Annotated in this window: 11 protein-coding genes; all 11 read left to right on the top strand. The window is 70.4% G+C overall.

The genetic code is table 11. From position 1 onward, the window contains the following. Positions 1 to 54: 54 nt before the first annotated feature. The 11 genes from E6A26_RS04700 to E6A26_RS04650 are packed head-to-tail and all read left to right on the top strand — an operon-like array spanning position 55 to position 12,803. Entirely contained in the window at positions 55 to 1,563 is a 1,509-nt protein-coding gene (locus E6A26_RS04700; RefSeq protein WP_136610019.1) for a sugar transferase, read from the top strand. Positions 1,564 to 1,622: 59 nt separating this feature from the next. Further along, the gene (locus E6A26_RS04695; protein ID WP_136610062.1) at positions 1,623 to 2,792 is read left to right on the top strand and encodes a Gfo/Idh/MocA family protein; all 1,170 of its coding nucleotides are present in this window, start codon (positions 1,623 to 1,625) and stop codon (positions 2,790 to 2,792) included. Continuing rightward, positions 2,789 to 3,784: an NAD-dependent epimerase/dehydratase family protein gene (locus E6A26_RS04690; protein ID WP_136610018.1), complete on the top strand. Its 996-nt coding sequence runs from the start codon at positions 2,789 to 2,791 to the stop codon at positions 3,782 to 3,784. Before E6A26_RS04695 ends, E6A26_RS04690 begins: the two co-directional genes overlap by 4 nt. Further along, positions 3,781 to 4,989 (top strand): DegT/DnrJ/EryC1/StrS family aminotransferase, encoded by a 1,209-nt coding sequence (locus E6A26_RS04685; protein ID WP_234865039.1) that lies wholly within the window; start codon positions 3,781 to 3,783, stop codon positions 4,987 to 4,989. The genes E6A26_RS04690 and E6A26_RS04685 overlap by 4 nt, the downstream gene beginning before the upstream one ends. Continuing rightward, positions 4,986 to 5,651, top strand: a complete 666-nt coding sequence (locus E6A26_RS04680; protein ID WP_136610017.1) for a NeuD/PglB/VioB family sugar acetyltransferase — start codon at positions 4,986 to 4,988, stop codon at positions 5,649 to 5,651. The genes E6A26_RS04685 and E6A26_RS04680 overlap by 4 nt, the downstream gene beginning before the upstream one ends. Further along, a complete protein-coding gene (locus E6A26_RS04675; protein WP_136610016.1) occupies positions 5,648 to 6,775 on the top strand; it encodes a DegT/DnrJ/EryC1/StrS family aminotransferase in 1,128 nt (375 codons plus the stop codon). The genes E6A26_RS04680 and E6A26_RS04675 overlap by 4 nt, the downstream gene beginning before the upstream one ends. Then, positions 6,769 to 8,262: an oligosaccharide flippase family protein gene (locus tag E6A26_RS04670; RefSeq protein WP_136610015.1), complete on the top strand. Its 1,494-nt coding sequence runs from the start codon at positions 6,769 to 6,771 to the stop codon at positions 8,260 to 8,262. The genes E6A26_RS04675 and E6A26_RS04670 overlap by 7 nt, the downstream gene beginning before the upstream one ends. Next, positions 8,259 to 9,515, top strand: coding sequence for a glycosyltransferase (locus tag E6A26_RS04665; protein ID WP_136610014.1), 1,257 nt, complete (start codon positions 8,259 to 8,261; stop codon positions 9,513 to 9,515). The genes E6A26_RS04670 and E6A26_RS04665 overlap by 4 nt, the downstream gene beginning before the upstream one ends. Continuing rightward, complete coding sequence (locus E6A26_RS04660) at positions 9,512 to 10,645, top strand: glycosyltransferase family protein (RefSeq protein ID WP_136610013.1); 1,134 nt, start codon at positions 9,512 to 9,514, stop codon at positions 10,643 to 10,645. The genes E6A26_RS04665 and E6A26_RS04660 overlap by 4 nt, the downstream gene beginning before the upstream one ends. Continuing rightward, positions 10,642 to 11,940: a hypothetical protein gene (locus tag E6A26_RS04655; RefSeq protein ID WP_136610012.1), complete on the top strand. Its 1,299-nt coding sequence runs from the start codon at positions 10,642 to 10,644 to the stop codon at positions 11,938 to 11,940. Before E6A26_RS04660 ends, E6A26_RS04655 begins: the two co-directional genes overlap by 4 nt. Then, entirely contained in the window at positions 11,937 to 12,803 is an 867-nt protein-coding gene (locus E6A26_RS04650) for a glycosyltransferase (RefSeq protein WP_136610011.1), read from the top strand. The genes E6A26_RS04655 and E6A26_RS04650 overlap by 4 nt, the downstream gene beginning before the upstream one ends. Positions 12,804 to 12,904 lie beyond the last annotated feature (101 nt).

Raw genomic sequence — 12,904 nt, 5'->3', positions numbered from 1 at the left:
TGAGGGACCGGCAACACCGACCGGTCCCCATTTTGGGGAAGCCGAGGAACTGTCATGTCCGTAGGCGCGCAGCAGAACGTGGCCCACTCGATCACCGCGTGGTGGGGTCCCCGCCTCTCGTCCGTCCTGAAGCCCGGCTCACCGTCAGCGCGCATCGCCCGCTCGGCCCGGGCGCAGGCCTGGCCACGACGATACGCGCTGTACCTGCGTGCGGCGGATTCCGCCGTCGTCCTCGCTGCCGCGGCGGGCGGGCTCATCCTCGGCGACACGAGCCCGCGGGGGCTCGCCGCCGTCGTCGCGATTGCCGTCCTGTGGCCCGTGGCGCTCGGCGTCTATGGAAGCCGGGACGCGTCGGTGCTGGGGATCGGCGCGGAGGAGTACCGGCGAGTTGTCGCGGCATCGTTCCAGCTCTTCGCCGTTCTGGCCATCGCCTCGGTGCTCATGACCAACTGGCTCCCCGCCCACGTGTTCGCGCTCGTGTTCGGCTCCGGTGTCATGGCGCTCCTCGCCGTGCGGTGGGTGAGCCGGCGCTGGCTCAACCACCAGCGCCAGAACGGTCTGTACCTCACGCCCGCAGTCGTGGTCGGCGAACCCGAGGACGTGCGCTACGTGGTGCGGCGGATCGCCGCGAGCGACGGCGCGCCCTACAACGTCCTGGGTGCCGTCCTCCCGGGCGGGCGGCGCGGCCAGAGCCTCGCGGTCGACGGCGTGCGGCTCCCCGTCCTGAGTTCGACGGACGACGTCGTGCGGACGGTCGCGCTCAAGAAGGCAGCTGCCGTGATCATCGCCGGCCCGGTTCCGGGCGGCAACCGCTACGTGCGGGAGCTCGGGTGGAACCTCGAACAGCACGATGCCGAGCTGGTCCTCGCCTCGACCCTCACCAACGTCGCGGGGCCGCGCATCCATTGGCGGCCCGTCCAGGGACTCCCGCTCATGGAGGTGGACCTGCCGCACTACACGGGCGCGAAGCACGTGGTGAAGCGGGCCCTCGACCTCGTGCTCGCGAGCGCGGCCCTCGTGATGCTCGCGCCGATCTTGGGCGTCCTCGCGATCATCGTGCACCTCGACTCGGAGGGCCCGATCCTGTTCCGCCAGGAACGGATCGGCAAGGCGGGGCGGCCGTTCTCGATGCTCAAGTTCCGCTCGATGGTGCAGGACGCCGAGTCGCGGCTCCGGGACCTCGAGGCGGACAACGAGGGCGCGGGAGTCCTGTTCAAGGTCAAGGACGATCCGCGCGTCACCCGGTGCGGCAAGTGGATGCGGAAGTACTCGCTCGACGAGCTCCCGCAGTTCCTCAACGTCCTCAAGGGCGAGATGAGCCTCGTCGGGCCCCGGCCTCCGCTCAGCCGGGAGGTCGGGAAGTACGAGCGCTACACGCACCGCCGGATGCTCATCAAGCCGGGCATCACGGGGCTGTGGCAGATCAGCGGGCGGTCGGATCTCGATTGGGACGACTCGGTCCGGCTGGACCTGTACTACGTGGAGAACTGGTCGATCATGGGGGACCTCATGATCCTGTGGCGCACCTTCCGCGCCGTCTTCGCCCCCACCGGGGCCTACTGATGACCCGCTCACGACGCCGGTCAACCCAGCACGAGCGCATCGAGAGAAGAGGCAAGACCATGGCGGACCTTCCGCATTCGCTCCTGAAGTTCCGGGCGACCGGTTCGGGGAGCGAGCCTGACCGACCGCTCTCGGTCGTCGTCGTCGGCGCGGGCTACTGGGGGCCCAACCTGGCGCGGAACTTCCACCGCTCGGCCGAGTGGGAGCTCCGGGCGGTGTGCGACCTGGACACCGAGCGTGCGGAGGCCCTCGCCTCGCTCTACGGCGCGGCCGCGTTCAGCTCGCTCGATGAGGTGCTCGACACGGTCGATGTCGACGCCGTGGCGATCGCGACGCCGGCCAGGACCCATCACCACGTGGCTCTCACGGCGCTCGGGGCCGGCAAACACGTACTCGTCGAGAAGCCGCTCGCGGACCACTGGGACAGGGGAGCGGACATGGTCGCGACGGCCGAGAAGCGCGGCCTGGTCCTCATGGCCGACCACACGTACTGCTACACGCCTGCCGTGCAGAAGATGCGCGCCCTGCTCGCCGCTGGCGAGCTCGGGGACATCCTCTACGTCGATTCGGTCCGGATCAACCTCGGGCTCGTCCAGCCGGACGTCGACGTGTTCTGGGACCTCGCGCCGCACGACCTGTCCATCCTCGACTACGTCCTCCGTGACGGGCTCACGCCGGACACCGTGTCCGCGCACGGCGCCGATCCGCTCGGGACCGGGCGCGACTGCGTGGGCCATCTCTCCTTCGACCTCCCGTACGGCGCCATGGCCCACATCCACGTGAACTGGCTCAGCCCCACCAAGATCCGGCAGATGGTCATCGGCGGCACGCAGCGCACGCTCGTGTGGGACGATCTCAACCCGCAGCAGCGGCTGAGCATCTATGACCGCGGAGTCCAGCTGCCCGCGCGCGGTTCGCGCAGCGCCGCGGACCGCCGCGACGCCGCCATCTCGTACCGGCTCGGCGACACCTGGTCGCCCGCCCTCCCCGAGCGCGAGGCGCTCGGCCAGATGGTCGCCGAATTCGCCGCCGCGATCCGGGAGGAGCGCCCCGCGGCCACGAGCGGGGCGTCTGCCCTGCGCGTCCTCGGCGTGCTCGAGGCCACGAGCCGCAGCCTCCAGGACGGGGGCGGGAAGGCCGACGTCGTGCCGCATGACCGTATGGACGGGCCGGGGCTGTTCGGGCGCGAGCTCATGGGCGGCTCCCTGAGGCAGGAGGCGGGGGCATGACAGTGCTGGCGGGGGCTCGCGTGCTCGTGACCGGCGGGGCCGGGACGATCGGATCGACGATCGTGGACCACCTGCTCGATGCGGGCGTCGAACACGTCGACGTCCTCGACAACCTCACGCGGGGCCGCCTCGCGAATCTGGACCATGCGCTCGCCACGGGCCGGGTGCGGCTCGTCGAAGGCGATCTGCGGGATCGGGACACGGTCCACGACGCGACGGTAGGCAAGGATCTCGTGTTCCACGAGGCCGCGATCCGCATCACGCAGTGCGCCGAGGACCCGCGGCTCGCGCTCGAGGTGCTCGTCGACGGGACGTTCACGGTGCTCGAGGCCGCGTCGCAGCACGGCGTGGACAAGGTGGTGCTTGCCTCGAGCGCTTCGGTCTACGGCGCCGCGGACGAGTTCCCGACCGGGGAGCGACACCATCACCACAACAACGACACGATGTACGGCGCCGCGAAGAGCTTCAACGAGGGAATGGCCCGCAGCTTTCGGGCGATGTACGGGCTCGACTACGTGGCCCTGCGCTACTTCAACGTGTACGGGCCACGCATGGACGTCCACGGGCTCTACACCGAGGTCCTGGTGCGCTGGATGGAGCGCATCGCCGACGGGCGGCCGCCGCTCGTCTACGGCAACGGCGAGCAGACCATGGACTTCGTCTACACGAGCGACGTGGCGCGGGCCAACATCTACGCGGCCGAGTCGGCGGTCCGGGAGGGCGTGTACAACGTGGCGAGCGGCACCGAGACGAGCCTGCTCGCGCTCGCGGTCGCGCTCCTGGATGCGATGGACTCGAAGCTCTCCGTCGAGTTCGGTCCCGAGCGGAAGGTCAACGGGGTGGCACGCCGCCTCGCGGACACGGCCGCGGCGGCCCGCGACCTCGGGTTCCGCGCCGAGATGCCGCTCGACGAGGGACTCCGGCGCCTCGTCTCGTGGTGGCGCCCGCTGCGCGAGGAGATCGCCGCGGCACGGGTCGTGGCCGCGTCATGAGCGCGGAGGCGGGGCACCCCACGGCGCACCTCGACGGGGAGCGCATCAATGTCATGAAGCCCTGGGTCGGGGTGGAGGAGGCACACGCGGTCGCGGAGGTCATCGCGTCCGGGTGGCTCGCTCAGGGGCCCCGCGTCGCGGAGTTCGAGCGGGCGTTCGCCTCGGCCCAGGATGTCGCGTACGGCGTCGCCGTGTCGAGCTGCACGGCGGCGCTGCACCTCGCCCTCGTCGTCGCGGGCGTCCAGCCGGGCGACGAGGTCGTGGTGCCCTCCTTCTCCTTCATCGCGACGGCCAACGCGCCCCGGTACGTCGGCGCCGAGCCGGTCTTCGCCGACGTCGATCCCGTGACCGGGAACCTCACGGTGGCCGGCGTGGCCCAGGTGCTCGGGCCCCGCACCACGGCCGTCATCGTCGTGGACCAGGGCGGCATCCCCGCGGACGTCGAGCCGCTCGCCGAGCTGTGCGCCGCGCGGGGGATCGCGCTCGTCGAGGACGCCGCGTGTGCCGTCGGCTCGCTGTACCTGGGCCGGCCCGTGGGCGTCGGCGCGGACATCGCCGCATGGTCGTTCCACCCGCGCAAGCTCCTCACGACCGGCGAGGGCGGCATGCTCACCACGGACCGCGCCGAGTGGGCCGAGCGCGCCCGGCGCCTCCGGCAGCACTCCGCGAGCGTCTCCGCCGCAGAGCGGCACGCGTCGCTCCGCGCGCCCGCCGAGCGCTACACCGAGATCGGCTTCAACTACCGCATGACGGATGTGCAGGCGGCGATCGGCCTGGTCCAGCTCGGGCGGCTCCAGGAGATGGTCGAGCGGCGGCGCGCGCTCGCCGCGGTCTACCGCGACGCGCTCGACGGCGTCCCCGGACTCAGGCTCGTCGAGGACCCGCCCGGTGGCGCCGCGAACTTCCAGTCGCTCTGGGCCGAGATCGGGGACGAGTTCCCCCTCGACCGCGACGCCCTGCTCGACGCGCTCGCGGCCGAGGGCATCTCGGCGCGCCCGGGGATCATGGCGGCCCACCTCGAGCCTGCGTTCTCTGGGTGGCCCCTGCGCGTCCCGCTCACCGCGACCGAGCGGCTCACGGCCCGGACCCTCATCCTTCCGCTCTACCACGAGCTCGGCGAGGCCGGCGTGCTGCGCGTCGCGGACGCCGTCCGCCGCGCGTCCGCGCCCGTGGCCGGCCACGCCCGGAGGGAAGTGCGGACGTGACCGAACTCCTGCTGGTCGCCGCGAGCGGGCTGGCCCGCGAGGTCATGGCCCTGGTGCGCGCCGGGGACGACTTCGACGTCCTCGGGATCCTCGACGACGATCCCGTCCGCGCCGGAAGCGTCCTCGACGGCGCCCACGTGCTCGGCCCCCTGGCGGAGGTGAGGAAGCATCCCGGTGCCCGCATCGTGGTGTGCGTGGGGAGCGGCGCGACCCGCGCGGACATCGTCCGCCGGCTCGGGGCGCTCGGCCTCCCTCCCGGCCACTTCGCGACGATCGTGCATCCCACCGCGATCGTGCCGGAGGGCTGCACGGTGGGGGAGGGGAGCATCCTGTTGGCGAACGTCGTCATGACCGCCGCAGTCGCGGTGGGCCGCCACGTCGTCGTCATGCCCGGGGTGACGCTCACCCACGGCGACTTCGTGGACGACTACGTGACGTTCGGTGCCGGGGTCTCGCTAGGAGGCTCCGTCGTCGTCGGCCGCGCCGCCTACCTGGGCATGAACTGCAGCATTCGGCAGCGCACCCGGGTGGGCGCGCGGGCCGTGATCGGCATGGGTGCGGCCGTGGTGACGGACGTGCCCGAGGGGCAGACATGGGTCGGAGTCCCCGCCCGGCCCATGTCTCAGCTGTCCGGCGGGAGCTCTCGAGGGGTGGAACGATGACCGCGGAGGCACAGGCTGGCCGCATCCACAGGGTTCCTTTCGTGGATCTGGCGGCGCAGCAGCGCGAGGTGAGTGCGGACGTCGTGCCTGAAGTGGTGCGGGTGCTCGATACCGGCGCGTTCATCGGGGGGCCGGACGTCGAGGCGTTCGAGCGCGAGTACGCCGAGTTCGTCGGCGTCCGCGCGTGCATCGGCGTCGCGAACGGAACCGACGCGCTCGAGCTCGCGCTCCGCGCCGTCGGCGTGGGGCCCGGCGGCGAGGTGATCCTGCCGGCCAACACGTTCGTGGCCACCGCGGAGGCGGTGGTCCGGGCGGGGGCGCGGCCCGTGATAGTCGACGTCGATCCGGAGACGCTGCTCATCGACACGGACAAGGTGGGCCGGGCGGTGGGGCCTAGGACTCAGGCCATCGTCCCGGTTCACCTGTTCGGCCAGACCGCGCCCGTCGAGGCGATCGTCCCGCTGGCGGCGCGGCGCGGGATCGCGGTGGTCGAGGATGCCGCCCAGGCGCAGGGTGCGCGGCGGTTCGGCCGCAGCGCGGGGTCGCTGGGCCACATCGCCGCCACGAGCTTCTATCCCGGCAAGAACCTGGGTGCGGCCGGGGACGCGGGCGCCGTGACCACGAACGATCCGGTACTCGCCGAGCTCGTGCGGCTCCTCGCCGCGCACGGGAGCGCGGTCAAGTACGTGCACGAGGTCGTCGGCTTCAACTCGCGGCTCGACGCCGTGCAGGCGATCGTGCTGCGCGCCAAGCTGCGGCGGCTCGCCGATTGGAACGCACGACGGCGCCAGGCGGCGCGGCTGTACGCGGAGCTTCTCGACGGGGTGCCTGGGGTGCGGACCCCGCGGAGCCAGTCGGGCAACGAGGACGTGTGGCATCTCTACGTGCTCCGGCTCGAGGACCGCTCGCGCGTGCAGGGCGCGCTCGCCTCGGCAGGGATCGGGACGGGAATCCATTACCCGACGCCCGTGCACCTCACGGATGCCTTTTCCTATCTCGGGTACTCGCGAGGCGACTTCCCCGTCGCGGAGACGGCCTCGCGCGAGCTGCTCTCGCTGCCCATGTTCCCGCACATCACGCCCGAGCAGCAGCGGCTCGTCGCGGAGGTGGTGCGGGGATGCTGAGGGGAGGCCTGGATCCTGGGGCGACCGCGCTGCGCGGCCGCGCGTCCGGCCAACGACCGGCGACGGCGTCCCGCGCCTTCGCGCTGAGCCTCCTCAACACGGTCATCTCAAAATTCGGCACGATCGCGATCGGCGTCCTGCTCGCGCGGCTCTTGGGGCCCGCCCAGTTCGGCACATATGCCATCGCGCTGGTCGCCTTGCTCGCGGTCCTGAGCTTCAACGAGCTCGGGGTCAGCCTCGCGATCGTCAGATGGCCGAGCGACCCCGCAGAGATCGCCCCGACAGTGACGACGATTTCCGTGGGCGCCAGCGCCCTGATCCTCGGCGCGTCCTGGGCTGGTGCACCAGCCTTCGCGGCGGCGATGGGGGACCCGGCCGCCACCGACGTCGTGCGCGCCATGGCCGTGTGCGTGCTCATCAACGGCCTCGTGGCCACGCCCGCCGCGCTCCTGCAGAGGGACTTCCGCCAGGGCGTCCGCCTGATCATCGATCAGGTCAACGTGTGGCTCGGCGCGATCGTGTCGGTGGTCCTCGTCGCGTCCGGCGTGGGGGCGATGAGCCTGGCGGTCGGGAGGATCGTTGCGAGCCTCGTCGCGGCGGTCCTCTTCATCGCCTACTCCCCGCTGCCGTTGCGGTTCGGCTGGAGGCAGGAACGCGTCCGCCCGCTCCTGCGCTTCGGGCTCCCGCTGGCAGGGTCCAGCGTGATCGCGTTCGCCGTGGGCTATGCCGACCAGATCGTGGCGGGCAATCTGCTCGGCAGCCTGGGCCTCGGCTTCTACGTGCTGGCCGCGAACCTCGCCAACTGGCCGGTGAACATTTTCTCGCAGCCTCTTCGAGGCGTCGCGCCGCCCGTCTTCGCCAAGCTCCAGCATGACCCGCAGGCCATGCGCGAGGCGTTCCTGTCGCTGGTGGGCGTCACCGCGGCCGCGGTCCTGCCGGTCGTGACGGTCATGGCCGTCGCGGCCCTCCCGCTCGTCTCGACGATCTACGGAGCGGCCTGGGCGGCATCCGCTCAGGCTCTCGTGTGGTTGGCGGCGACGGCGGGTCTGCGCATCTTCTTCGAGCTCGTCTACGACTTCCTCGTGGTGCTCGGGGAGTCCGGCGCCATCCTGTGGGTCCAGTGCCTGTGGATCGCGGGGCTGGTGCCCGCGCTGGCCGCAGGGGCACGGTTCGCCGGGATCGCGGGACTGGCGTTCGCTTCGCTGGCCGAGGGGCTCCTGATCATCCTGCCCGTCTACCTCGTGCTGCTGGCGAGGAGGGGCTTCAGGCTCGGGTCGCTGCTCCAGCGGACCTGGCTGCCGCTCGCGGCGTGCGTGCCGCTGGCCGGCGTGACGCTCCTCTTGAGGACGTCGATCGACCAGCCGCTCCTGGCCCTCTGCGCCTCGGCGGGGTGCGGGGCCGTCGTCATGGGAGCCCTCGTGATCGCGAGCCGTCGGGATCTGGCGGCGATCCGGAGCTGGGGCCATGCGGCGGAGGTGCGGGCATGAGAGTCCTCGTCTATCCGCATGACCTGAGCATCGGCGGAAGCCAGCTCAACGCCATCCAGCTGGCCGCCGCCGTGCGGGACCGCGGTCACGCCGTCGTCGTCTATGGTCAGCCGGGCCCACTGGTCGGTGAGGTCGCGGCGGCCGGCCTCGAGTTGATCCCTTCTCCCGACGTCCATGTGCGGCCGACCCCCGGCGTCGTCAGGGACCTCGCCCGCGTCCTGACGGAGCGCCGCATCGACATCGCCCACGGGTACGAATGGCCGCCGTCGCTCGAGGCCCTCTTGGCCTGCCGCGTGGCCCACACGGGGCGCGCCGTCTCGACGGTCCTGTCGATGTCGGTCGCGCCGTTCCTGCCGCGCTACCTGCCGCTGGGCGTCGGAACGGAGCAGATCCGTGAAGCCGAGCGCGAGCACGGCCGGCCCGCCGTCGAACTGCTCGAGCCGCCCGTCGACGTGGCGGCGAACGCCCCCGGCGCGGTTCCCGTCGCCGCCTTCGCGCGCGAGCACGGGATCGAGCCGGGGATCTTCACCGTGTCGATCGTGTCGCGGCTGGCCAGGGAGATGAAGCTCGAGGGAATCCTCACCGCAATGGACGCTGTGGAGCTTCTCCACCGCGAGGCGCCCATCCAGCTCGTGATCGCCGGAGGAGGTCCGGCCGAAACCGAGGTCCGGGCCCACGCCGCCGCCGTCAACGGCATCGCCGGCGAGCGGATCGTGGTCTGCACCGGCGAGCTGACGGATCCCAGACCGGTTTATGCCCTCGCGGACGTCGGCATCGGGATGGGAGGCTCTGCCCTCCGCTCCATGGCTTTCGGCGTTCCGCTCATCGTCCAAGGCGAGCGGGGCTTCTGGCGCACGCTGTCCGCCGCGACCGTCGAGGACTTCCTCTGGCAGGGGTGGTACGGGGTCGGGCCTGGCTCCGGCGGGGCAGCCGAGCGGCTTGCCGCCTGTCTCCGCGAGCTGAGGGACGACAGGGGCGTGCGCGAGGTCCTCGGTCGGTTTGCGCGAAGGACCGTCGAGTCCCGTTTCTCGGTCTCGCGGGTCGCCGAGCGGCAGATCGCGTTCTACGAGCGAGCGATCGCAGCGCCTCCGCGCACGAGCTGGCGGGAAAGCTTGGACGCCGGTTTCGGACTCTTCGCCTACCACGCGCAACGGGCGCTCGCGAGCCGTACCGGACCGGCCCCGAGCGAAGACTTCAACAGCCGTCCGGTCGCCGCGGAACGCGGCGCGGCCGCAGGAGCGCGAGAACGATGACCGGCCTTGGGCGCGAAGCCGTGGTGCTCATTGCCGGGACTAGGTGGAGCGGCGTCCCGGGGACCGACCACCGGCTGGCCCAGGCGCTGTCGGAACTCATCCCCGTGCTCTGGGTTGACCCGGTTGTGCCTGCGGCCGGAACCACAGCTGCCGCCGACCGACCGCCGCTGATCCCTGGCTACGCCGTCGATGAGCTCGGCCCTCGGCTGTTCAGGCTGCGGACGTTGGGCCCCCCGGGGTTCACGCGGCCCGGAATCCGCCACGGCGCTGCCCTCCTGGTGCATCGGGCGCTGCGCGCGGCCCTCGCATCCGGACCGACGCGGGTCAGGGCCATCCTGCTCATGTCCGGAAGGGACGGGTTTCCGTCGAGGACCGGCGGCACGAGGATCCTCCATGTGACGGACGACTGGCCGGGCGGCGCGCAGCTCATGGGCCTCAGGCGCGGCGTCGTCGAGCGGACACTCCGCGCCAACATCGCGGCCGCAGACGTGGTCTGCAGCGTGTCTCCCGGACTCCGTGAGACCCTCGAACGCCTGGGCGCAGGGCCCGTGCACGTGGTGCCGAATGGATGCCCGCTGCCGGGACCCGAGTCCGCTCCACGCCGCGAAGGGAGGCCTGTCGCGGGTCTCTTGGGCCAGCTCAATGAGCGGCTCGACATGGATCTCCTCGAGTCGGTGGCGGCGACCTGCAGAGTCGAAGTGGTCGGGCCGATCACGGCGCGCGACCCGCGGACCGTCCAGCGATTGCGCGCCTTCCTGCGCGGGGAGCACGTGACGTGGCTCGGCGAGCTCGGCACCGCCCAGGCGTTGGCTGCCGTCGGTGGCTGGGCCGTGGGCCTGACCCCGTACCGGGACGACCCGTTCAACCGGGCAAGCTTCCCCCTCAAGACCCTCGAATACCTGGCCGTGGGAGTTCCGGCCGTCTCGACCGATCTCCCGGCGTCTCGATGGCTGAACACTCCATGGGTGCATGTGGCGGACTCCGCGGAACATTTCGTGGACCTTGTCGCTCAGGCCTTGGAAGCGCCCGTTCGCGCCGACGACGTCGCGGCGCGCAAGCGGTTTGCGGCACAGCACACGTGGGATTCCCGCGCGGCCGAGCTGCTGGGATGGGCGGAGGTGACGGCATGAGGCGTACGGGCAGACGGGGCCGCCGGGCCTGGGTCGGCGGGGCGATGGCGATGGTGTTCTGCGCCGCCCTCGCCTGCAGCGGGTGCATCGAGTCGGCCAAGTCGGACAGCGTCCCGGCCGCCTTGGACCTCCCGACCGTTCCGTGGGAAGGCGGCCCGAGCTACTGGAACAGCTTTGCGAAGGCCAAAGCCGGCGGTTGGGCGGATCCTTCCTTCTTTCCCATTGTCGCCTGGTATGACAGCGTCTCGTCCCCGGAGGAGGCTGCGTTCGACAAGTCGCTGGGCATCAACACCTACATCGGCATGCCGGAGACGCTCGATTCGTCGCTTCTCGACGACGCTGGCATGTTCTGGATCGGCGGCAAACTCAACGATTCATTCACTTCGAACACCCGCAGCTGGGTGGGGTATTTCCTGGATGACGAGGTCGACGGCCGATATTCGCCTGCGGAAGGGCGCGACCACCTTGCCGCGCTTCGCAAGGAAATGCCCAAGGGATTGTTCGGCTTCGCAAACTTCACTTCGATGATCCTCGAGAACGATATGTCCCCGACGGACGCCCAGAAGTACGTCAATGGCTTCACCGATGTCATCTCGGTGGACAAGTACTGGTACACGATTCCGCAGTGCAGCCTGACGCCGTACCGGAATCCGTTCCTCGTGCCGATCGCGCAGGCAGAATGCAGGACGGCGTCGAGCTACGGAAGGACCATCGATGCCCTCCGGCAGCGCGACGCCGTGGACGGGAAGCTTCAGCCCGTGTGGGCCTTCGTCGAGAATATGGCGGGCATCAACGATCCGGAGGCCTTCAAGACCTACATCACGCCCGAGCAGCTCGAGGGCGCCGTGATGAATTCGATCATCCACGAGGCACGAGGCATTCTGTACTTCAATCAGAGCCTTGCTGGCCCGTGCCAGAGCGCGAACGTCTTCCGTTCGGCCGAGACGACCCGCTCGTTCTGCGGAAACCCCCAAGTGGCCGCAGTCAAGGCAGTGGACACGATCGTCCACCAGCTGGCGCCCGTCATCAACACGCAGTCCTTCGTCTGGAACTTCGGCCCGGGGCTGGACACCATGCTCAAGGCCGAGGGCGGGTACGCCTATGTCTTCGCGATGACGAGCGCCGGTTCGGCCCCGGGATCGCGGGACTTCCAATTGCCGTCCCAGATCGCGGGGCGCCAGATCGAGGTGGTTAACGAGTCGCGCTCGCTCTCTGCTGATTCGCTCGGGCGATTCACGGACTCCTTCGACCGCGAATCGGCGTTCCACATCTACAAGGTGAAGATCTCGCCATGAACATCGACCACGTGCTGCTGACCCGGTTCAATCTGCCATCGCGGGGCATCGAGAGCCTGGTGCGCGCCAAGGCGGGCTGGCTCCGCGACCGCCTGGCGCTCTTCGAACGGTTCTGCCTCCCGTCGGTGGCCGCCCAGACGGCGCCCGGACTGCGCTGGATCGTCTATCTCGATACCGAAAGCCCTGCCTGGCTCAAGGACCGCATGGACGCGTTCGGCGCTTCCGGTGCGTTGGTGCCGCTGTATCGGGAGGAAGTCCCGCACGGCGATCTTCTTCGCGACCTCTCCGACGTCACCGGACACCGGGGCGACGTGCTCGTCACGAGCAACCTCGACAACGACGACGGCGTGGCCGTCGACTTCGCTGCGCGGATTCAGGCAGCGGTGACCGACCGGCGCCGGACCGCGCTCTATCTCGACAACGGCCTCATCAGGCAGGGCAACGCGCTGTACCGGCGGCGGGATCCGCACAACGCCTTCTGCTCGGTGGCCGAGACTTGGGACGAGCCCCTCACGTGTTGGGCCGATTGGCACAACCGCCTCGGCGGAATCATGCCGGTTCGAAACATCGGCGGCCAGCCCGGCTGGCTTCAGGTCGTGCATGGCGGAAACGTGAGCAATCGGGTTCGCGGGGCGCGGGTGGCCCCGGAGCGGTATGCACACCTCTTCCAGGCCGGGACAGAGGGAATCGCGGCGCCAACACTCGAAGAATTCCTGGTCGACCGTCTCCTGAAGGTCCCCAGCCGTGCTGTGCGCGACGGAGCGCGTTCCGGGGCCCGTCGCGTGATCGTCGGAATTGCCGGAAAGGAGGGTCTGGACAGGTTGAAATCTGCAGCTTCGGCGCGGCTTCGTGCCGAAACGTGAAATGCGGTCCGCCGGAAATGTTCGGGGCAGCGAAGGTGGATCGATGTCAAGGTAATCACTGAAAAGACTGGGGACTGATGATGCAACTCCGGGAAATGTTT

It is taken from the genome of Sinomonas albida, from assembly GCF_004919045.1.
Taxonomy (GTDB): domain Bacteria; phylum Actinomycetota; class Actinomycetes; order Actinomycetales; family Micrococcaceae; genus Sinomonas; species Sinomonas albida.
This window is presented reverse-complemented; position numbering and strand designations above follow the sequence as displayed.

Excerpts from the sequence above, each read along its gene's own strand:
- E6A26_RS04690 (WP_136610018.1), top strand. The coding sequence starts at position 2,789 with ATGACAGTGCTGGCGGGGGCTCGCGTGCTCGTGACCGGCGGGGCCGGG.
- E6A26_RS04650 (WP_136610011.1), top strand. The coding sequence starts at position 11,937 with ATGAACATCGACCACGTGCTGCTGACCCGGTTCAATCTGCCATCGCGG.
- E6A26_RS04660 (WP_136610013.1), top strand. The coding sequence starts at position 9,512 with ATGACCGGCCTTGGGCGCGAAGCCGTGGTGCTCATTGCCGGGACTAGG.
- E6A26_RS04700 (WP_136610019.1), top strand. The coding sequence starts at position 55 with ATGTCCGTAGGCGCGCAGCAGAACGTGGCCCACTCGATCACCGCGTGG.
- E6A26_RS04675 (WP_136610016.1), top strand. The coding sequence starts at position 5,648 with ATGACCGCGGAGGCACAGGCTGGCCGCATCCACAGGGTTCCTTTCGTG.
- E6A26_RS04665 (WP_136610014.1), top strand. The coding sequence starts at position 8,259 with ATGAGAGTCCTCGTCTATCCGCATGACCTGAGCATCGGCGGAAGCCAG.
- E6A26_RS04695 (WP_136610062.1), top strand. The coding sequence starts at position 1,623 with ATGGCGGACCTTCCGCATTCGCTCCTGAAGTTCCGGGCGACCGGTTCG.
- E6A26_RS04655 (WP_136610012.1), top strand. The coding sequence starts at position 10,642 with ATGAGGCGTACGGGCAGACGGGGCCGCCGGGCCTGGGTCGGCGGGGCG.
- E6A26_RS04685 (WP_234865039.1), top strand. The coding sequence starts at position 3,781 with ATGAGCGCGGAGGCGGGGCACCCCACGGCGCACCTCGACGGGGAGCGC.
- E6A26_RS04670 (WP_136610015.1), top strand. The coding sequence starts at position 6,769 with ATGCTGAGGGGAGGCCTGGATCCTGGGGCGACCGCGCTGCGCGGCCGC.